The 20,402-nt window shown below is 54.9% G+C and carries 16 protein-coding genes, 1 tRNA gene and 2 pseudogenes; 15 read left to right on the top strand and 4 right to left on the bottom strand.

Annotated elements, in window-relative coordinates:
- Nucleotides 1–102: 102 nt before the first annotated feature.
- Nucleotides 103–2,376, top strand: a complete 2,274-nt coding sequence (locus tag LRK71_RS06520; RefSeq protein ID WP_232402014.1) for an NADP-dependent malic enzyme — start codon at nt 103–105, stop codon at nt 2,374–2,376.
- A gap of 166 nt (nt 2,377–2,542) precedes the next feature.
- Entirely contained in the window at nt 2,543–3,295 is a 753-nt protein-coding gene (locus LRK71_RS06515) for a CbiX/SirB N-terminal domain-containing protein (RefSeq protein WP_232402012.1), read from the top strand.
- Between the two features lie 1,169 nt (nt 3,296–4,464).
- Here LRK71_RS06515 and LRK71_RS06510 read toward each other — a convergent pair.
- Nucleotides 4,465–8,478 (bottom strand): Ig-like domain-containing protein, encoded by a 4,014-nt coding sequence (locus LRK71_RS06510; protein ID WP_232402010.1) that lies wholly within the window; start codon nt 8,476–8,478, stop codon nt 4,465–4,467.
- 386 nt (nt 8,479–8,864) lie between these two features.
- On the opposite strand from LRK71_RS06510, the gene LRK71_RS20515 reads away from it, so the two are divergent.
- From LRK71_RS20515 to LRK71_RS06480, 7 genes and pseudogenes are all read left to right on the top strand, one after another.
- Nucleotides 8,865–9,764: a helix-turn-helix domain-containing protein gene (locus LRK71_RS20515; RefSeq protein WP_232402008.1), complete on the top strand. Its 900-nt coding sequence runs from the start codon at nt 8,865–8,867 to the stop codon at nt 9,762–9,764.
- Between the two features lie 127 nt (nt 9,765–9,891).
- A complete protein-coding gene (locus LRK71_RS06500; protein WP_232402005.1) occupies nt 9,892–10,068 on the top strand; it encodes a hypothetical protein in 177 nt (58 codons plus the stop codon).
- A gap of 424 nt (nt 10,069–10,492) precedes the next feature.
- Nucleotides 10,493–10,678, top strand: coding sequence for a hypothetical protein (locus LRK71_RS06495; protein WP_232402004.1), 186 nt, complete (start codon nt 10,493–10,495; stop codon nt 10,676–10,678).
- Complete coding sequence (locus LRK71_RS06490) at nt 10,675–11,700, top strand: tyrosine-type recombinase/integrase (RefSeq protein ID WP_232402003.1); 1,026 nt, start codon at nt 10,675–10,677, stop codon at nt 11,698–11,700. Before LRK71_RS06495 ends, LRK71_RS06490 begins: the two co-directional genes overlap by 4 nt.
- Nucleotides 11,701–11,797: 97 nt before the next feature.
- Nucleotides 11,798–11,871: transfer RNA gene (locus LRK71_RS06485), tRNA-Cys, on the top strand.
- Between the two features lie 50 nt (nt 11,872–11,921).
- Nucleotides 11,922–12,131, top strand: a pseudogene (locus LRK71_RS20510) (DUF6538 domain-containing protein); the annotation flags it as partial.
- 574 nt (nt 12,132–12,705) lie between these two features.
- Nucleotides 12,706–12,843, top strand: a pseudogene (locus LRK71_RS06480) (IS66 family transposase); the annotation flags it as partial.
- Nucleotides 12,844–13,240: 397 nt separating this feature from the next.
- Here LRK71_RS06480 and LRK71_RS06475 read toward each other — a convergent pair.
- Entirely contained in the window at nt 13,241–13,561 is a 321-nt protein-coding gene (locus LRK71_RS06475) for a hypothetical protein (RefSeq protein ID WP_232402002.1), read from the bottom strand.
- 139 nt (nt 13,562–13,700) lie between these two features.
- Between LRK71_RS06475 and LRK71_RS06470 the strand changes: the two genes are divergently transcribed.
- Nucleotides 13,701–14,741 (top strand): thymidylate synthase, encoded by a 1,041-nt coding sequence (locus LRK71_RS06470; RefSeq protein ID WP_232402001.1) that lies wholly within the window; start codon nt 13,701–13,703, stop codon nt 14,739–14,741.
- 11 nt (nt 14,742–14,752) lie between these two features.
- On the top strand, nt 14,753–15,691 hold the full coding sequence (locus tag LRK71_RS06465) for an alpha-glutamyl/putrescinyl thymine pyrophosphorylase clade 3 protein (RefSeq protein ID WP_232402000.1): 939 nt from the start codon (nt 14,753–14,755) through the stop codon (nt 15,689–15,691).
- Here the strand turns inward: LRK71_RS06465 and LRK71_RS06460 are convergent.
- On the bottom strand, nt 15,670–16,794 hold the full coding sequence (locus tag LRK71_RS06460) for an ImmA/IrrE family metallo-endopeptidase (protein WP_232401999.1): 1,125 nt from the start codon (nt 16,792–16,794) through the stop codon (nt 15,670–15,672). The two genes, LRK71_RS06465 and LRK71_RS06460, sit on opposite strands and share 22 nt — an antisense overlap.
- On the bottom strand, nt 16,794–17,117 hold the full coding sequence (locus LRK71_RS06455) for a hypothetical protein (protein WP_232401998.1): 324 nt from the start codon (nt 17,115–17,117) through the stop codon (nt 16,794–16,796). The genes LRK71_RS06460 and LRK71_RS06455 overlap by 1 nt, the downstream gene beginning before the upstream one ends.
- Before the next feature lie 459 nt (nt 17,118–17,576).
- Between LRK71_RS06455 and LRK71_RS06450 the strand changes: the two genes are divergently transcribed.
- The 4 genes from LRK71_RS06450 to LRK71_RS06435 all read left to right on the top strand — a co-directional run bounded on the left by LRK71_RS06450 (nt 17,577) and on the right by LRK71_RS06435 (nt 20,294).
- Nucleotides 17,577–18,131, top strand: coding sequence for a recombinase family protein (locus tag LRK71_RS06450; protein WP_232401997.1), 555 nt, complete (start codon nt 17,577–17,579; stop codon nt 18,129–18,131).
- The gene (locus tag LRK71_RS06445) at nt 18,128–18,433 is read left to right on the top strand and encodes a hypothetical protein (protein WP_232401996.1); all 306 of its coding nucleotides are present in this window, start codon (nt 18,128–18,130) and stop codon (nt 18,431–18,433) included. Before LRK71_RS06450 ends, LRK71_RS06445 begins: the two co-directional genes overlap by 4 nt.
- A 139-nt stretch (nt 18,434–18,572) precedes the next feature.
- Nucleotides 18,573–19,433, top strand: coding sequence for a cysteine desulfurase family protein (locus LRK71_RS06440; RefSeq protein WP_332460252.1), 861 nt, complete (start codon nt 18,573–18,575; stop codon nt 19,431–19,433).
- A gap of 72 nt (nt 19,434–19,505) precedes the next feature.
- Nucleotides 19,506–20,294 (top strand): class I SAM-dependent methyltransferase, encoded by a 789-nt coding sequence (locus tag LRK71_RS06435; RefSeq protein WP_232401991.1) that lies wholly within the window; start codon nt 19,506–19,508, stop codon nt 20,292–20,294.
- The last annotated feature ends 108 nt before the right edge of the window (nt 20,295–20,402 follow it).

Below are 20,402 nucleotides of genomic sequence, written 5' to 3'. Positions count from 1 at the left end.
CATTGCGCAAGAGAGGCCAGATCACGTTAGCTGAGCAAAAGCCGGTTCCCCCGGCGTCAAAATTGGTTTAACGTTAAACTATATACCCTAGTGGAGCCTCAAATGTCTGACACCCCTTCGCTGCGCGATGCCGCCCTGCGCTATCACGAATTCCCGCGTCCGGGAAAATTGGAAATCCGCGCCACCAAGCCGATGGCCAATGGCCGCGATCTGGCACGCGCCTATTCCCCCGGCGTGGCCGAGGCCTGTCTGGAAATCAAGGCAGATGCGGCGAATGCGGCGCGCTATACCGCGCGGGGCAATCTGGTGGCGGTGGTTACCAATGGCTCTGCGGTGCTTGGCTTGGGTAATATCGGCGCATTGGCTTCAAAACCGGTGATGGAAGGCAAGGCGGTTCTGTTCAAGAGTTTCGCCGGCATTGATTGCTTTGACATCGAACTGAACGAGAGCGACCCCGAAAAGCTGGCCGATATCGTCTGCGCTCTGGAGCCCAGTTTTGGCGCCATCAACCTGGAAGACATCAAGGCTCCGGACTGCTTTATCGTGGAAAAACTGTGCCGCGAGCGGATGAACATTCCGGTGTTTCACGATGACCAGCACGGCACTGCCATCGTGGTGGGCGCAGCAGCGAAGAACGCGCTGCATGTGGTGGGCAAGCGGTTTGAAGACATCAAGATCGTCTCGACCGGCGGCGGCGCGGCCGGGATTGCCTGCCTGAATATGTTGTTGAAACTTGGGGTGAAACGGGAAAATATTTGGCTTTGCGACATTCACGGGCTGGTCTACGAGGGCCGCCAGGAAGACATGAACCCGGAAAAAGCCGCCTTTGCCCAGGCCAGCGACCTGCGCACTCTGGATGACGTCATTGGCGGGGCCGACCTGTTCCTCGGTCTCTCTGGTCCCAATGTGCTGAAACCCGAAATGGTGGCAAAGATGCGCCCGCAGCCCATTGTCTTTGCCCTGGCAAACCCCAACCCCGAGATCCTGCCAGAGGTCGCGCGCGCCGTGGCACCCGACGCAATTATTGCAACTGGACGAAGCGATTTTCCCAACCAAGTCAACAACGTGCTGTGCTTCCCCTTTATCTTTCGCGGCGCGCTGGACGTTGGCGCCAGCGAAATCAACGACGAGATGCAGATCGCCTGCGTCGAAGGCATCGCAGAACTGGCCCGCGCCACCACAAGCGCCGAAGCAGCCGCCGCCTACAAAGGCGAGCAACTAACCTTTGGTGCCGATTACCTGATCCCCAAACCTTTTGATCCGCGCCTGGTGGCCGTGGTCTCCTCTGCGGTGGCCGAAGCCGCGATGAAAAGCGGCGTGGCTGCCCGGCCGATTGACGATCTGGAGGCCTATAAACAGCGGCTGAACCAGTCGGTGTTCAAATCGGCTCTGCTGATGCGTCCGGTCTTTGATGCCGCCCGCGCTGCCGCCCGCCGGATTGTCTTTGCCGAAGGAGAAGACGAACGGGTGCTGCGCGCCGCCCAGGAAGTGCTGGAAGAAACCACAGAAACACCCATCCTGATTGGCCGCCCCGAGGTGATTGAAGCCCGCTGCGAACGCCTTGGCCTGCGGATCCGCCCTGACCGCGATCTGCAGATCGTGAACCCGGAAAATGATCCGCGCTACTACAACTACTGGAACAGCTACCACCAGATCATGCAGCGCGAGGGCGTTACGCCGGATCTGGCCAAGGCAATCATGCGCACCAATACGACTGCAATTGGTGCCATCATGGTCCATCACGGCGAGGCCGACAGCATGATCTGCGGTACTTTTGGCGAATACCGCTGGCACCTGAACTATGTAAACCAGGTACTGGGTGGCCAGGGCTATGCACCCCACGGTGCCCTGTCGATGATGATCCTTGAGGATGGGCCGCTGTTCATCGCTGACACCCAGGTGCGGATCGAACCCACCCCGGAACAGATTGCCGAAACCGTCATGGGGGCCGCGCGGCATGTGCGCCGCTTTGGCATCGAACCAAAGATCGCCCTGTGCTCGCAATCACAGTTCGGAAATATCGCCTGCGACACCGGCGCCCGTCTGCGGGCCGCGATCGAGATCCTCGATGCCAAGCACTGCGACTTTACCTATGAGGGCGAGATGAACATCGACACCGCGCTCGACACCGAGCTGCGAGGACGGATCTTCCCCAATTCACGGCTGGAGGGCGCCGCCAATGTACTGGTCTTTGCCCATGCCGACGCGGCCTCTGGCGTGCGCAATATTCTCAAGATGCGCTCTGACGGGCTTGAGGTTGGGCCAATTCTGATGGGTATGGGCAACCGCGCTCATATCGTCAGCCCGTCCATCACCCCACGTGGCTTGCTGAACATGGCCGCCATTGCCGGCACCCCCGTGGCGCATTACGGCTAGGTAAACAGCCCTTGGCGAGGGGGACACCCCCCTCGCCCTGCCGCCCCGACCTGCCCCGCCGAAAGGCCCCGACAGCAGGTGAATATGCCCAAAGCCCCTAGCGTCAGGCGAGAGGCCACATATATAGGGGCCAGCGACACCCACCCCTAGCCAAACAGAGCCCCCTATGCCTCCTTCTCCTCGCACTCCAGCAGACCAGCCCCTGCAGGCGAGCACAGCCAACGGTGCGACCAAAACGGTGGTAATCGTGGCACATGGCCAACCCTCTGCCCCAGAGCCCCCCGAGCGCGCCCTGGCCCAGCTGGCAGCGCAGGTTTCCCGGTTCCTGCCCGGCTGGGAGGTCCGCTCCGCGACCCTAGCGCAGCCCGACCGCCTGGAGCAGGTGATGCGGCGGGGCGCTCTGGTCTATCCCTTTTTCATGGCTGACGGCTGGTTCACCACCAAGGTTCTGCCACAGCGGCTGAACGGTCTTGAGCACCGCCAGTTGCCGCCATTTGGTCAAGACCCAGCCCTGCCAGAACTCGTGGCAAGCATGGTCCGACAGGCCCTGGCCGCCCAGACCGCGGCAGCAGAAAACCACACTGCCCAAGACAGCCTGCTGCTTGCCGCCCATGGATCGGCCCACGGCCCCAAGGCGTCGGCAGCCACCGAACGCTTTGCCACCGCACTGCGCCCCCTGCTGCCCGGCCTGGAGCTGGTAACAAGCTATATTGAACAGCCCCCTTATCTGTCTGATGTAGCGAAAAGATTGCCCGCTCAAAGCCTCTGCCTGCCGTTCTTTGCCCAATCTGGCGACCACGTCACACAGGACATTCCCGCCGCCCTCACCAAGGCCAAGTTTGAAGGCAGACTGCTGCCTGCCCTCGGCACCGCCCCCAAGATCGCACAGCTCATCGCCGAGGCCATTAGGCGCGCCTGACGCAGCCCCAGCACCCGAAGTTTTGCGCCCCGAAACATCCAAAATTGACACCTCGTTTTTTCAAGGTTCTATGTCACTTTGACCCTTGCGAAGGCAACCGAACCTAAATAGAAGATGTCGCAGACTGTGTGGCAGAACACCACGTGCCACAGACCAGGTCAAAAGAGGCGAGTTGGCGGAGTGGTGACGCAGCGGATTGCAAATTCGAATTCTCCCCATTGAATTAAAACACTTTTTTGTGCGTACCGCCTGTGGGACACATCGGGAACTAAACGAGAATGTGTGTCAAGCAATCTTCACTCCCAAAACAAAAAAGAAGTGCGATATTGCTCAGTCCGTCCTTCAAGTTACAAACTTACCAAATATAGATGTACTATCGCGAGCAACAGACTCTGCCCCAACCCACATCAGGGCTGTGACCAGGGTTCTGTCGATCTGAAAAAGGAACTTTTACTTTGGTTTCTGTATTGAGAGCCGTTGGCTGGCTTGGAATAATACTTGCCAGCTCAAATGCAGCGGTAAAGCTATTTGCGACGGACGACGCCGTAAGGCGCTATGCAGGCTCGGACAGGAATTTGGACCCGAACCTTGCTATAGGTGCATTCTGTCTTATATTTCTCGCCCTAGCTGACATCTTAGTCGAAGTTAAGAAGTAGCCCACCCCCAAATAGAAAAGCCCTACCGCATTCGAACGAAAGGTGGCTTAAATGGGCGTCTGGGGCGGCACAAAAACGGGACAGGTCCAGTGTGCTTTGCAGGAAATTGCAAATTCCGCTCTCTGCGCAGAGCTGCCGTTGCGAGCAGTCTACCAGGGTAGCGCGGATCCATCTCGCTTGCGGATGACTGCTACCAGCCCTCAGCCGACCTTGGTACCAGGCGCGGTAGATGGCCGGTCACAGCCCTTTTCGCGACATTGGTTCTGTAGATGTATGGCTGAGCATGAACCGAAAGTGGGACGGACAGTGTAAATTTGCTGCAGGTGCGAACGCACCCCATTGCCTATGCGGAGCCAAGCACCAAGCAAGCCTTACCAGGACGTTGTGAGAATGATCGTCGCGAGAAGCGGATTACACAGATAAAAGATTGCTCTTTCCTTGTTTAAACGAGGCGAAAACAGCATATTCAGCTTCGTCCCTTCCCAATTGCTCGTTATTCGTTTTGTGCCTTTGTCAGAATACAAAAGAATAGCTCGCCTCGACACCGTAGCTTGAGTAATCGTTCGCCCCGAACCCGTCGCCGAATGCGCTGAATTGAAACCGGCCACCATTCGTCAAGACACCACCGTAGCCTAGTTCCAGCCGCATACGGCCACCTTCATAGGTGGGTTCGCGCAAGGCGGCAGCACCGGAGCCTGAGGTCTCTGACCAGATTCCTGAAACCCCTCCTGTCAGAACTCGCTGGCCAGCCTGATGTGCCAGTTGTAATTCAAAATCTGCGCCTAACTCCACGCCGGTCAACTGAATTCCCTGAGCCGGGATCGTGTTGCCAAGGCTGTCGGTATAGGCATGCTGATCATCGCGGGCATGACTGGCCGTCAGGAAGGGAAATACGCTCCATCCCCCGCTGATGACCTCTCCGGTGATACCGAGTTGGGCGAGCCAGCGTTCAGTTTTGAACTGATCGCGATACGTGCCAAGCGGTGCGATATCGTTGTTGGATTGCCCATAAAGAATACGCGCGCTGAAAATCACCGGCTGATCGGGCAAGCGATACACCGCATATGGTCCGACCAGCCAGCCATAGCCGTCGACCTCGGCGGGGCCTTCGGTGGTTTCGGCATAGTCCAGTTGCAGCATCGCCCCCAGCAGCAGATTTGGCTTTACCTCGATATGCCGCCCAATGGTCGCAAGCGCGTAGCCACTGTCTTGACCATCGCTCTCGCTGACGGCAGCGCGGAAGGTGCCCCATGCTCCGCCTTGCGGGGCGATTGCCATATCCATGTTGAACTGACCACGGGTGACGGCAGCATTCATCTGGTTGCCTGTGCTGCGCCCAAGCAAGAAATCAGCCACGCGCGGCTGGTTGCTGATCAGATTGTTGGCACGGGCCTGCATGAAGTCGGCAATCAACTGACTGGTCTGTTCGATAATCCGGTTCACTGCAGTCATCTGGTTCGACGCTGCATTGGGAATACCATTGTTGTCATGGGTTACGCCCGCAGGAAGAGAAACCGCGAGATCGCCCCGACCGCTGGCCAGCAATAGTGCCTGATAACGAGCACCACTTCCGCTGAGCGACTGAACTTCGCCGCCGGAGATCACCAGATCGCTCGCGGTCAACCCGCTCACCACCCGCGAAAACTGAATGTCGATCTGGTGCTGACCGGGACCACTAAAGCTATCGGTCAGCCCGGTAAGTGTCACGCTTACATCGGTGCGAAGGGTGATCCTGATCTGATCGCTGTGGGTTTCAGTGCCATCATCCACGGTGAGAGTAAAATCCAGCACCAGATCCGGGTCACCGAGAGAAAGAGTGGGTGTCGTAAAACTGGACTGTGCCGCCGTCGCATCACTCAGGGTGATGCCTGCGGGCGCTGTCCAAAGATAGGTCAGGCTGTCGCCATCTGGGTCCGATGAACCAGATCCATCCAGAGTGATGAGCACACCGCCACCAGCCACCTGATCCGCTCCGGCATCTGCCAAGGGCGCGGTATTGATAAAGCCTGTCGCGGTGAGGGAGGCCGCCACATTAGCGTTGCCTCTGCTATCCTGTGCAACCCCAGCTGGGAGAGTGATCGAGACCGAACCACGCGCAAGTGGAGCGACATCAAATTGGTATGAGCTTGGCGAAGTTGATGCAAAGTTACTGATCGAAAGGTTCTGCAGCTGCAGGTCGGTCTCATCAAAGCCGGTGACATCACTGCTGAAGTCGACAGTAATCGTCTCGGAGCCGGCGATATTGGACGGCAACCCCGCGAGCGTGGCGGCAACCTGAGCCATTACCGTGACGTCGACGGTGTCCTGGTGCGTGTCAGTGCCATCATCAACCGTCAACGTAAACGACAGCACCTGATCGGGATCACCTGGCGCGGGGGAAGGCGCGGTAAAATTGGGCTGTACTGCCGTCGCATCACTCAAGGTGATGCCTGCGGGGGCGCTCCAGTGATAGGCGAGCGTATCTCCATTCGGGTCGGAGCTGGTGCTGCCATCCAACGTGATTTGCGCGCCACTTTGTACCACCTGATCTGGCCCCGCATTGGCCACCGGGGTAGTGTTATAGACCGTGCTCACCGGGGTCGCAGCGACAGAGAAAACACCGGGCACCCCTGCGACCGCCATATGTTGTGCCGCATCTGCCGGGACGGAAACCGTGATTGAAGCGCTGCCGTCCGGTGTGATCCGGGCGGCATAATTCGCGCCGCTCCCCGAGAGGGACGAGAGCGTACCGCCACTGATCTGAATGTCCGACCCGGTGAAGCCTTCGACGGTTTTGGAAAACGTGATGGTTGCCTCGAACGCACCACCCACCGATGCGGGCACACCGGTAATCTCCGGTCGTGGCTCGTCCACATCCGCATACCCCAAATCGAGTCGGGTCTCGGCGCTGAAGTTACCGGCAACGTCCCGGAACATCCCTGCGGGGAAGGTCACATAAACCGGGCCATCACGTTGCGGGACAATCGTATATCGCATCTGGTTGTCGGGAAGGATGCTCTTACCCGTAAGGGCGACCGTCCCCGGAACCGATGCCGAATATCCGAGCACAAATATCGTCCCGGGTGAGTATTCGAGGACTGCACTATAGCCGACATAGGGGGTGGTGCTGGCGCCCGCATCCACCAGCGTGATGGTGGGCGCAGTGGTGTCCACAAAACCAGATAGCGTGTTGGAGGCCGTGTTAGCTACGCTGCGATAGTTGGACACCACACCTGCTGGCAGGGTCAGCGATATGGCCCCGTCCCCATCCGGCGTCGCGGTCAAAGTGTAGGTCTGCGTCTGGCCATATGCGGGCGTCGGCGACCCTGACGAAAGGTTTGAGAGCGTCAGGTTGGTTGCGTCAAAATCCGATAATTGCAGCGTATCTGATGTATCCACGCCCGCATTGAATTCCACTGTCACGGTCTGCGCGCCTACCACATGGCCGCTAAATCCTGACAGAGACGGGGTCATGGTGGCGGGAATATCGACCACCTCGATGGTCATGCTCTGGGTGTCGCAGGTTGTGTAGACGCAGGTTTCCAGCGTTGCGGTATAGGAGCCAAAGCTCGTGTAACTGTGTATAGGGTTCTGTGACGTGCTGGTACCTCCGTCACCAAAGTCCCAGCTCCACCTCATCAACGCCGATGGCGTGGATGAGGATTGGTCAGTGAAGAAGACTGTATGCGGCACCGAAACTCCGAATCCCGGGTTTGCGGTGAAATTCGCTGTAATGCTGCTGATCCCTTCAGCCGTGCCGGAAAGTGTATTTGAGGCAAGGTTTGGGAACGATAGACTGTCGGTCGCCACGCCTGCAGGTACAAGGACCGTTACCGCGCCCGGCCCATCGGGTGAGACTGTGAACGTATAGGTGGCACCCGCCCCGGCGAAGCTGGAAATGGTGGCGTTTGTCACCTGGATGTCCGATGCATCAAAACCGCTGACGGCCTCGCTAAAGGTTGCGGTGACGGTTTGAGGATTAATAAAGGTGCTGCTCAGACCCGAAAGGGTAACGGTCGGAACAGGATCAGTGAGCACGGCATCTCGCTTCACCACAGTGCCGGTCACCCCGTACAGCCCGTAGTCAAAATCATACCGACCTATGCCAGGCACATCTGCTGTGAACCGGACGAACATTTGATCATCAGACGCGATTGTGCCATCCGCGCCGTCTTGGACAAGCCACGGCACATTCGTGTAGCCGCAGTTCGCCTCCAACCACGCGACCGTGATCGGCGAATGAGGCGTAGAAGCGCCGTCGGCGTAGTTAAAATAACTCCCTCCGGCGGCCCTAAGACCGGAAACAGGGGGGAAGATGAAGACGCTGGCACCGCCGGCATACTGCTGCACCCTTGCCGAGCACTGTCCTCCCGGCATTGAGACCGCCGGGGACCCGTCGCTGGCGTCCAGCGCCTGTGCTGGCTGAGTGGCGCAAAACAATGAGACGACAACCAATGCGCTACAAACGGCAACCTTGGTCACAGATCTGCGGGTTAGACTCTCAAGCCTGCCCCACACCGCCGCTGCAATTTTCATCAGTGTCACCATTCCCAACCTCCCGCCCGGCCACTTTGCCCTGCGCCGCCGCTGCGCAAGCATGCCAAAACATGCCGCTGCCGGTGAGAGCGCGATCAGGAGGGAACCGGTTATTATCTGTCTTTTGGGCCGCCCGTATTCGACATGCGCGGCCTTGGGCAAATCATATCCAATTTTGGTGGGTCGCGTAGGGAGCGTGTTTGTCGAGATAGCGGCTTTTTTTGTCGAATCTCAGCCTGTACTCATGAAAGCTGTCCCGGCTCTTGCACGAGGTGCGTGGTTCGCTTAGCCTATACTTAGCCTTTGTTCCTATTAATCTTTATCGCTAAATGTCTCTTGATTCATCTTCTTCTGACGCTTCTCAACCGGTTAAACTCTGTTTATCGGGCGTAGAGACAGTGACGGTAAAAACCGACGCGGTGGACATCGAGTTTCAGCGAGCAAAAGCGGCTCCGGATACCGGCATTGGCTGGACTAAGACGCGGTTTCGCTCCAACGGCCCGGATACGGTCGAAGTCACAAACAAACGGCCTACAGATTTTGTATTTACCCAAGTGCCTTTGGGCGGCAGCTTCGCCGCTGAGTTGACCTGCGGAGCGCTCTACGAAAGTAACACGGTGGGGCTGATCCGCCCGCGTGATACGGGAGCTCTCTTTCGGTTGCATCGGCGTGAGGTCGACATCTTTGGTGTAAATGCACCATTGAAAATGGTTGAGAACTGGTTTGCGGGCAAGGTCCCCAAGGCAGTTCAGAGGATTTTGGACGGGATGGGGGGACCGTCCCTTGTCACACAGGCCCCGCTCCCCAGCTACCTCAGAATTTCGCTCGAGCAGGCATTGCACAGCCGTCTGCCACTTCGCACTCAGTTGATCGAGGCCGCCGCCCTGCAAATCCTGTGTTATCAACTGGAGACCCTGTCCACCGACAGCCCTCCCGGAATTGCGCTGCATGAGGTTCAGGCTGCACGAGAAGCCCATGCAATGCTGCAAGTCGAGGCGATGACACCGCCCGGATTGGGAGAGCTGGCATCTCGGCTGGGTCTAGCAGCCAACCGTTTAGCGTTGGCCTACCGCGAAGTGTTCGGCTGTACCTTGGCGCAGAGCGCCGAACAGGTCCGACTGCACGCCGCATGCGACGCGATACTTGGCGGCGCCCCAATAAAACGAGTGGCGAGCCAACTTGGCTATGCAAGTGTCAGCAGTTTCACCTACGCATTCCGCAAGAAGATGGGTATGCCCCCTCGCAAATGGCTCGACACGCAAGCGCGTAGGGGTAACCGACTAAGGTCCGATTTTTAACATCCGATGGTATCCGCCAGCGACCAGCGAGACAAACTACTCAGGCTTTAGAAAGGTTAACGTGCCGCTTCCCTAGCTCTGGTGATGGGATCAGTCGCGATGCATGAGTGTACCAAGGTGGGTCTGCATGAAGCGCTTTGTCAAACACCAGAAAGATGATGCAGCCGATGCCAAGGCGATCCACGAGGCCGCCGCTTCTTTATCGGGCGCTCGAGATCACGGCATTCCTTCTTATTTTGCTCAAGTTTACGAAGACTCTCTTGCAAGCTCTTTAGGTCTTCGATCATCTTATCTAACCGCTTGAACGGATCCATTTAATGCCCCCACTATTGCAGAATAATTAAACAACTCTGGGTAGAGAGCCGTCAGTGCCCCCTTAGATCAAGAAGAACTCATCCTACTTGTACCCAAGTGCCCTATCGGCACGGCCAAGATCTCACCCACCGCGCTCAGCTTGCCATTGGCACATTCCCTGCCCCTCGCCTCAGCAATCAGGGCATCCGAGATCTGCCCTTCGGTCTGCGGCAGCGGGCCGGTGTATCCAGCGCAGGGCTGCAGCAAATCCGCCGGCACTCTGGGTGGCGGCATATGCGATCCGCGTGAACTGAAATCGCAACCACTGGATAGAAGAACTGATGCCCCCAAGAGCTTTCTCAGCAGCAACCACAACGCCACCACCGCCAAAACCTAAGCGTCAACCCGGCCAACCACCCCAGGAGGAGAACGAAATGAAAACACCCGTCAAATCCAAAACGACCCCTCAACGGCTGGCCGAGTATGCGGCAGAGCTAAAAGCAAAGGGGATAGATGATTTCAGAGCCACTGTAGAGGGACGCACATTCACCTTTGACTTTAGCCACCCCACCCTCACTATTGCCGAGGCTCAAAACCCCGCAGACTTGGTGGAACCATGAAAGGCAAAGAACTCCCCTCCTACATCCACCGTCGCAAGCGAGATGGAGTGCTCTTGTTCCGTAAGCGATATGGCGGAAAAATTGTAGAAGTTCGCCTGGAAACACAGTTTCCAGAAGGGACGCCGGTTCCCTTTTCCCTGCATCAAGAACGCGAGCGCATCCTAAATGATCCGGCACCCGTCGCCCCTGGGAAAGACCTAGCTGCAGTCGTTCGCCACTACTACGCCAGCACCAAATACTCAGGGCTGGCTGCGCGCACACGGCGCGATTATGACATGCACATTGCATATTTTCAGGAAAAACTCAGTCACCTGCACCCAAAGGCCATCGTGCGCCATCATGTGATCACCTGGCATGAGGCATGGGCCAAAAAGGGAACCCCGCATGCCGCAAACTACCGGCTGGCTGTGCTGAAAATCCTATTTGAACACGCAAAAGATATAGGCCTACTCACCAAGGAAATGGAAAACCCGGCAAAGGGCATCCGGGCGATCAAATACGAAAAGCAGGATCGCAAACCCTGGCCTAAGAACAAGATTGACGCGTATCGCAAAACCGCCGCTGGCCGGTCTCTGCTGGTTTTTGAATTATGCATCGGGACTGGTCAACGGATTGCAGATGTACTGAAGATGAAATGGGGCGACATCGAGGATGGAGGAATCCTTCTCCGGCAGAACAAAACCCAGAAAGACCTTTGGGTTCCCCTCACAACCCATCTAAACGCGGCGCTTGCAACCACAGAGAAGCGCAGCGTTTTCATCCTGACCAATCACCTTGCTACAGGCCCCTGGTCATACCGTGGAGCCTCAGACGCGGTAATGAAGATCCGAAAGCAGATCGATGCTGTTGACTATGACATTCACGCGCTCCGACACACCACTGCAACCGAGCTTTGTATGGCTGGCGCCGATGATGAAACCATCGCCGCAGTGACCGGCCAAAGCGCCAAAATGGTTCAGCACTACACCAGGACAGTTCGCCAAAAAGTGCATGCGTTGAGATCGATAGATTTTCGAGACTAATTGTCGTTTTGCCCCTTGCGAACAAAAGGGAACATAAATAGAAGGTGTGGCAGACTGTGTGGCAGGACACCACCCGCCACGGTTAAGTCATTGAAAAGGCGAGTTGGCGGAGTGGTGACGCAGCGGATTGCAAATCCGCGTACACCGGTTCGATTCCGGTACTCGCCTCCACTATACGCCAAGCACCTAAGATCATTGTAAAACAGGCGGATAGCCGTAAAGTGGACACTAAGTTGGACACTAAATCGGTTACTATTTTGGACGACCACCCAAGCTCATTAATCCTTGTGAAGGGCAAGTACGCAGTCTCCGTTACTGTGCCCAAACCGCTGGAGAACCTCTTCACGCAGAAGCAAATTCGCAGGAGCACCGGTACTTCGGATCGAAATCTTGCGGAGCGCAGACAACACGCCATCACTCAGGAAATCTACCGGAGCTTCGATGTAGAGGCGCGCAAGGAAGTCTCTCGAAAATTAGCTGAAAAGCAGCGCGCTAATGAGAAGAAGGAAGAACGCTACTACGATATCCTGCAAACCTTGGTCGACACGGCTGTGGAAGCTTTGTCTGACGGGGCTGGTGAAGCTCGCCCTCACAATGTGCGCCACGAGTTCCGCTTCGATACTCCTTGGAGAAGCCAGCTTTTGTGCGTTATCGACGCAGTTGTGGAAGAGGCCGCGTGGGGCAACACCCCTATGCTGTCCAGCTTTGATGCAAAATATGAAAACGTACGTTCCGCAGCGGACGAATTTCTACAGCCAGACTTCCAACGCTTCGTAAACCAGTTTCGGGAACCTGAAGACCGATCCAGATCAGTCTTAGCAGACTACGCCGGGTTAGACGACACTGAGCAGGAAACTGCGCAAGGAAGCCGGATAAGCAGCCTCCTTACCGCCTATATGTGCGCGAAAAAGTGGGAAAGTCGAAAGATTAAGTCGAAGAACACGGCTCAGCCAAGGCTGTGTGAAAACTCTGGTCGTTCTCCGCATTCAACGGAAAACGCCAGGCACCCAGTCCAGTACTGCCCCGATTGCGCAGGAAGGTCTGGCCCAAATCCAAGCACTCTATCGCATCGAAAAAGACCTGCGCGGCCTGCCTGCCGACCAACGCCACGCCGCACGGCAAGAGCGCTCAAAACCCATCATCGATACCCTTAGCTTAGGAGGCATACTTAGCTGAGCACTGCTCAATGCCTGCTTGAGCCCTTGCTTTTGCGGAAGGTAGAACGGACCTGAGTTGGGCTAGTTTTTGCCGCTCCTGGGTTACATTTACTGCCACCGGTGTAGAATGCGTCCGATACGATGTCTGTGGGCATGAGTATGGGATCATGGCGTAAGAGTATGGGTCCGTTCTGTAGCAAGTCATTGGGACTGTTTCAGGCACCCTTTGCTTATGAACTGCATACCCGCGGGAGATATTTTCCTGCGTCTCCACAGCAGCGGCTTGCAGAGCCCGGTATTCCTGAGACGCAGAAGAGGTACATTGCTCAAGTGGGCTAGTGCATGCTGCTAGTAAGCCCATGCAAGTTACAATAGCAAAGCTTTTAACCAAACGTGCCTTCATTAGGATGGACTTCCTTTAGATTTATTCTTGGGGGCAGGACATAAGCAAGAAACTGCCCCTTTTCCAGAATGTCCTGTTTTTTGTGCAAATTTCTGTTGAAGGACTGATGCAAAAACCCCACCACTTTGCCTAGTGACAGGGTTTTTGCAATTTTACTTGGTGTTTCTATAGAACCATTCGCCCCCGATAGTGGACTCGGGTATTCTTGGAAAGAGCTGGCACCCTCTTCGTACAGCTGTACGAGCTTGTTGCCCCCAGCTGCAAAATTTCGCTCAGCGTTTCGGCCTGCAATCGTAGCCAAGGTCTTGCTGTCTTTGCGCCTGAATGGGGAACTCTTGGTATCCATCCCTTGAACTTTCGCGCGTAAATGCTGAAGATCAACCAAAAGGTGAGGTTGATCAGCATTGTTTCACGCGAGCGAAGATAGCCTAGACGACCTGATGAGAGCTGTCTTCAAACAGCTACTCACAGGCCGTGGGAATTTTGAAGTCGCCTCAAGCAAGGGCAAGAGCACTGAAACCTTCGGTGCTCTCTTGGAACTGAAGAACCCCCGTGCACGGTTAAGCCGGTCGTTCTCAAGGGCCAGAGCTTTCAGCCCACTTGGCGAGTTTTTCTGGTATCTAGCGGGCAGTGATAGCGTCGAGTTCATCAAACACTATATCCCCAACTATCCAAAACTGATAAAAGACGACGTCACCGCAAGCGGGGCCTACGGACCGCGAATTTTCGGAAACAAGGCACTAGAAAAACGTGACGGAATTAGCGAGTGGGATCGGGTCATCCGTACTTTGCGTGAGCGAGAAGGCTCGCGCAACGCTCTGATCCAAATTTACGCCAATTCCGATGCAAGACCCAAGAACGGCGACAAGCCTTGCACCTGTACCATTCAATTTGCGGTTAGGAATGGGCAGCTGTTGATGCACACGCATATGCGTTCCAATGATGCTTTCTTCGGCCTCCCGCACGACATTTTCACATTTACTATGCTTCAAGAGGTTGCAGCTCGTGAACTTGGCTTTGGGTTGGGTAAGTACACCCATTCTGTGACAAGCCTACATCTATACCATGACTGTGCGGAAACTGAGGGTCGCCCGGCGAACACATCGACATCTGGCGCCGAAGCATACTACAGGGAGGGTTTTCACGATTTTTCGCCAATGCCCGAAATGCCATCAGGAGATCCATGGCCGAGCATAGAAACGGTGAAAATGGCGGAGCAACAAATCCGATCTGGCAACATCGAATATACCGCTCCAACAGATCTTGAGCCATACTGGCACGACTTCATCGAGCTTTTCAGAATTCACAAGATATTCGAGGAAATAAAGAAACGCGGATATAGCCTTAGAACCGAGAGGCCCGAATTACGTAGAGTTGTGAAGATCATGAAAGATATTTCACCCACTTATCGGATCTACATTCTTGGTAGGCTCGAAAGAAAACAAGCTCCCGTTAGGGATCTATTTGAGAACGTAGGTTAAGGCAGCGGTACATGAACGGCATCCACAAAGACAGAATGGACGAGATTATCGAGAAAATCGGACACATCGGCGCCCAATTTGGTCCCCTTCCCAGCATTGCGAGCGCCCAGCGGAGACGGTGTTGGGCGCAACAAATCGTGTCCAGTCTACGTCGGATTTCCTATACTGACACGCTGATGACGCGTGGTGTGAACGCGGCGAGGTGTGATCCAAATTCTGGTATTTTCGATCCCGTACGAGGGTCGCTTTACTATCAGCGCAACGGACAACTCGATGAGGCGGTCTGGCTAGCATTCGTCCTCACTCATTTCGGTAAACATGCGGTAGACGAATGGAAGCTGGCTGCAAATGTCTATGGATCGTTCGGCGCAGGGCCTGTTTGGACATTCGCTCAATACGCTGCGAACCCGGCAGGCTTCGAGAACATGTTGGGAGCAAACTCTGGCCGCTTGGCCGACGCCAGCAATTCCGGTAGTTTTTCCAACCACCGCAAATTTCAAAGCAAGAAACCATTCGCAATAGCCAAGACGTTTCGCACTTACTACGAGTGGCAGACTGAGTTCGGTGGCTTTCGTGATCGAATGATCGCGACACATGCAAGTGTTGGCCAGGAGGCGCATGCGGCTTTTGATGCTCTCTACAAATCCATGAAGGGGGTGTATGGCTTTGGGGGAGGTCGCCTCGGCAGGTTTGATTTCCTTACGATGCTCGGCAAGCTTCAACTTGCTCCGATTGCGCCGGGTAGCGTCTACTTGGACAAGGCAACAGGACCACTGGCTGGGGCGCGGCTTCTGTTTTTCAACAATCGAGACCACAGCATCACCGGTAAAGCCTTGGAGCCGCGTGTTGATGCCTTGGACGAGATTCTCGGGGTAGGAAAGCAGGTGATTGAGGATAGCCTTTGCAACTGGCAAAAAAGCCCGGATGCCTATGTGTATTTCCGGGGTTGAGAAAGAACCGGAAGTATTGTGTTGTCGTCCCATTTGTACCGGCGCTTAAGATCGTTAAACTGGTGTGGTTGGAGCGCCCCAGATTTTTGAAGCTGCCCGACAATAATGCCCGGTGTCACCCCAGCTTTTCGCGCGATCCTACGTGCATGTGGACGGGTCGGTATGGCATTTAGCATCTCGTCTCGTAGATCAGCTGCGACAAGCGCATCTTGAGCGAAAGTATCAGCTTCATCTTCTACTGCTGACGCACCTAAAGGCGACGGGTCACTGCCATCTACCGAAATGTGGTCAGTGCCATGAAGAACTACGTGCGCAGCTTCGTGAAAAAAGGTGAACCAGAAATGGTCCTCACTCAGATATCGGAAACTTAGCAGAATAATAGGATTGCCCTTGGCCGACGTCCAAGTGGCCCCACTTGCTCGACAACCTGTCGGGACCTTCGAACTAACAAGACCAACGCCGTGTTCGGCGCAAGCTTGCTGAAGTTTGGGAAAGAACAACTCAGGGCGCTTGAGTGCGCACAACTTCTTCAACTCAGGCAAACGGTTTTTGAAGTCGTTCGCAGAAAACTTCGCGAGAGCCAAGCTTTCGGATTGAACCTCACCGACGCGCAGCCAAGCCAAAGTTGCCATTTCATCAGCCTCAAACGCAAAGGACGTTCGAAACGCAACTTGGCCTATCCCCGAAGAGTAGCGTTCATTCCAACCTTGGATGCTGACGCACCCAAAAAAATCCAATATGTCTCTGGACAACCGCTCACCGCGAGAGCCCTTCGGCAGCCAGCCGAGTTGCCGCAACGCCTTGGCGGGAAATGATTGCCCCCATGTGGAAAGCGTCTCTGTTTGAGCAGAACCGGCAATACGCACTTTGTCATCAAGAAATTGGTTGTAACGCTCGATCCAGAACTGGCGCGATGCACCGAGTTCGTTGGATAGTGCGTCCGCAATCTCATCGCAAATTTGGACTCTACCGTCCATGATTCCAAAGAATACGTCTTCTTCGAACCCTATGCGCTCAGCCAAGTCGTGCACTGACAGATTGCCTGCGGTGGCCAGTCGAGAGATCGTGTCACCCGGTGGGGAAGCCCAATTTGGTTCAAACATTAAGCCAATACCTCCCCGCCAATCGTTAGAGCCTTTAGCTGGATTCTATGAGAATCTTTCCATGCTTCGTCCCCAGCGCCGCGTGCATCTATCACTGTTTTCAGCGTGCAACCAGAGGATACAAACCAGTCTAACACAAAACCGTCTTCTACTCTGGTGGCCGAAATTGGACCCATCGGCACATCCCCGGCAAAGATGGCTGCTCTAAAGTCCGCCACCAAACCAATGAAGGCTTGACCGTTTTCACTTCCGAGGTGACGGTAAGCCTTCTTGGGTTCTGTCGCCAAGTCTCTCATGAGTTTGCTCGAAAATGTTGGTTCCAAGGACCCAGCATCCTAATAATTGCACAAAATGGGGCCTTTGCTGGAGCGCTTCGTACCATACCTTTCCAAAGGTCATACATGAAGTATTTGTACTCGGCGTAGCCACAAAAGTCACGCAGCAATTGCTGTTTCTTAAAACGCCAACTTAAAACCAAAAGAAGCTCAGCGGAATGGCCAACGTCGGCAATGTGGGCTGTGACTGCAGCATCCGGACCGGCTAGTGAATGACTGCAAAGGGCCGGTCGCCTTCCTGACGACGGGACGCTCAACTCGACTTTGCAAAGGTCGCTATCTGCAGCAGAAAGGGCATCTGGCACGGCGACGCGTGTCTCGATTGGCTCTACCCATGCGATACACTACGGAGACGGCTCACTGGCTGTAATTTTAGGGTCTGAATTTGACATAAAAGGCGAATCCATTTAGGGTCTAAAGGTAAAAAATACACAACCGCGAGTTTGCATGAAGATAGGTTATAAGCGCGTCTCCACCCTTGACCAGAACCTTGCCCGACAAGACCTGGGAGAAGTCGATAAACTGTTCGAAGAAAAAGTTTCAGGGAAATCGTCCACGGATAGACCGGCCCTGAATGCGATGATCGAATTTGCGCGGGAAGGGGACGAAGTTCTCGTTTATTCTATCGACCGACTGGCGCGTGACCAAAGAGACCTGCAGCAAATCATCCAGGAGCTTAATGAAAAGCAGGTGACTGTACGGTTCCTGTCAGAGCGTCTGACCTTCTCCAGTGACCAAGACGATGCCTTTGCCAGGCTGCAGCTTCAGATGATGGGAGCTTTTGCCGAGTTCGAGCGCAACATCATCCGCAAACGCCAAGCTGAAGGCATTGCCAAGGCAAAGAGCCGTGGTGTGTATAAAGGGCGTCAGGCGTCCATCGATGCTAATGCTATCAAGCAACGTGTTGCAGAAGGCCAAGGTGCCACGGCAATCGCCAAACAACTTGGGATTAGCCGTGCATCGGTATACAGGATCTTGAAGACAGAGAGGGCCGAAGTATGACCACTATCGGCAACTTGATGAAAGAGGAGCCTCGCCACTGGGGGCTGCGTGGTGACCCATATCTCTGGCAGCAATTGAAAACCGAACTCAAGCACCACCAACTACCAAGAACTCGCTCTGAGCTGGCTTTGACGCTGGAGCAAGAGTTCGGGCGCGTGACTAGACACAGCCTGGCTCTGGAAAATGAATTTGTCATGCCGGAACACGCCCATGGAGGCATGTCCTCTGGCATGATTTCATGCGACTTTTGGCGGCGCGTAGCGTTCCCGACTATTTTGTCTCGTTTCGAAAAAACGGCTTGAGCGAAAGTGGGAAAACGAGGCCATTTTTGACCTAGCTTCACCTACAACCCCAATTTACCTCTGCAAAATTGCCATGTGTCATCACAGATGCCAGAATCCACGCCATCAAATTGGGATAGCCCAAGGATAGCGCACGACAATCCTTGTTTCAGCGACGGAGCATAAGTGCGTATTGGAAAGTGCCGCCTATGTAGCTCAGACAAAAGGATGTGCGGTTCGAGAGATTCCGGTCAACGGAAAAGGCCACGTCGACCTCGACAAACTGCGAGACATGCTAAGCGAGGATGTTTTTTTGGTAAGCGTGGCATTGGTCAACAATGAGATCGGGACCATCCAAGATCTTGCTTCAATATCAGCACTTTGCCGCGATATGGGCGCAATCCTCCACTCCGACTTCGCGCAGGCACCAAGCGCAGTCAGCCTCCAAGAATATGCAGATTTGGCTGACATGGTTAGTCTGTCGGGGCATAAATTTGGTGGGCCAATGGGTGTTGGCGCGCTCTATGTGAGCCGTGAGCTGAAGGACCGGATTGAACCTCTGTTTCACGGAGGTGGGCAAGAAGGTGGGCTTCGGTCCGGCACACTGCCCCTTCCCTTGTGTGTTGGTCTTGGCTCAGCGGCGGAGTTCCATGCCTCTGAAGCTGGAACTGCTTTGAGAGCGCGGGTCGCAGGTCTACGAGATCTCTTCGTACACAAACTGCAATCGAACCGCGACCATATTGGATTAAATGGAGATAAGCTTTGCTCCCGCCATCCTGGCAATGCGAATCTAAGGTTCGAAGGACGCGATGCGGGAGAAATGCTCCAACGATTACAACCCATCGTGTCAGCTTCTACAGGTTCGGCCTGCTCTTCGGGAATTTCGGAACCAAGCTACGTCCTCCGTGCAATCGGACTCACATCGGATGAAGCGCAAGCCTCCATACGCTTTAGTTTTGGGCACACCAATACATCGGATGAAGTTCTAGAAGCCGCCGAGGCCATTATAGCTGTACTCTAGATCGATCGCCCCTCGGTCAGGTAGGATGTTTCAAAAGAGCCTTTAGAAAGATCCAAACCCGAGGGGTCAAACTTGCAAAACAAAAAATCTCTCAAAAATGCGGTTGGAAAAAAGGTAGGCCAGGCGATCTACGTGCACCGTAGCGCGGTTGATCACCTTCAGACGAGCGCAAAGGATAAGCTGAGCCTTGCACTGCAAAGGGTTCCGGAAGATTTCCAATGGTCAGTATTGAAGATCTCGGGGCAAAACGACCAGACCTTCTCGTTTTTGGACTATCAAGACTTCAGCGCCGTGGCTTTTCCAGAGCTGCGGGCAAGCCTACTCGTCAACCTCACGGAAGAAAGCGCAAAACTGAGAAAATATTCTGACGCAAACCCACCCATTCTCCACAGAAAGGAGCTACTCCTAGCCCCTGATCATCCACTAAGAGATGACTTCGCAAAGCTGACGCAGTCCTTAGAGAGCAAGGGGCTTTTTAAGAACATGGCAAACAAGGGAACGCGGCGGATTTGGATGGAGACACTGGCTGAAGCCGGATTGACCGTCGAAGGTCCACACATCGTGCAGAGCGGTTTAATCTCAGAGGAGTCCGCCAAGACTTCAGCCGATGACATGAATGGCCTAGAGAAAAACATTGTTGAGCGCCACAAAACGGCGATCACGCGAGCTACGCTCTCAGCGCCAATGTACCTGCTGTTTACAAGTGGTCTGATCCGTCACGATCGAACCGTTTTGGACTATGGATGCGGTCAATGTGATGACATCCGAGCTCTACAGTCTGATGGCTTTACCGTCGAAGGTTGGGATCCCCACTATCGACCAGATCCCAGTATTCTGAAAAAGAGCGGTAATCCCCCCTAAAATTAGTGGTGTTCAATAGTAGAATTTTCTCGGCAAGATATCTGAGGAGATTTACGATGAAGAACGGACGATACAGCGACGCACAGATCATGGCCGTGTTGAAGCAGG

It is taken from the genome of Pseudophaeobacter flagellatus, assembly GCF_021228235.1.
Lineage (GTDB): Bacteria > Pseudomonadota > Alphaproteobacteria > Rhodobacterales > Rhodobacteraceae > Pseudophaeobacter > Pseudophaeobacter flagellatus.
The sequence above is the reverse complement of the archived record's forward strand: the minus strand, read 5'-3'. Positions and strand labels throughout refer to the sequence as shown.

Bases quoted from the DNA above. Each gene is read 5' to 3' on its own strand.
- LRK71_RS06460 (WP_232401999.1), bottom strand. From the start codon at position 16,794: ATGTTTGAACCAAATTGGGCTTCCCCACCGGGTGACACGATCTCTCGA.
- LRK71_RS06510 (WP_232402010.1), bottom strand. From the start codon at position 8,478: ATGGTGACACTGATGAAAATTGCAGCGGCGGTGTGGGGCAGGCTTGAG.
- LRK71_RS06515 (WP_232402012.1), top strand. From the start codon at position 2,543: ATGCCTCCTTCTCCTCGCACTCCAGCAGACCAGCCCCTGCAGGCGAGC.
- LRK71_RS06465 (WP_232402000.1), top strand. From the start codon at position 14,753: ATGAACGGCATCCACAAAGACAGAATGGACGAGATTATCGAGAAAATC.
- LRK71_RS06520 (WP_232402014.1), top strand. From the start codon at position 103: ATGTCTGACACCCCTTCGCTGCGCGATGCCGCCCTGCGCTATCACGAA.
- LRK71_RS06470 (WP_232402001.1), top strand. From the start codon at position 13,701: ATGAGAGCTGTCTTCAAACAGCTACTCACAGGCCGTGGGAATTTTGAA.
- LRK71_RS06490 (WP_232402003.1), top strand. From the start codon at position 10,675: ATGAAAGGCAAAGAACTCCCCTCCTACATCCACCGTCGCAAGCGAGAT.
- LRK71_RS06500 (WP_232402005.1), top strand. From the start codon at position 9,892: ATGAAGCGCTTTGTCAAACACCAGAAAGATGATGCAGCCGATGCCAAG.
- LRK71_RS06445 (WP_232401996.1), top strand. From the start codon at position 18,128: ATGACCACTATCGGCAACTTGATGAAAGAGGAGCCTCGCCACTGGGGG.
- LRK71_RS06495 (WP_232402004.1), top strand. From the start codon at position 10,493: ATGAAAACACCCGTCAAATCCAAAACGACCCCTCAACGGCTGGCCGAG.
- LRK71_RS06450 (WP_232401997.1), top strand. From the start codon at position 17,577: ATGAAGATAGGTTATAAGCGCGTCTCCACCCTTGACCAGAACCTTGCC.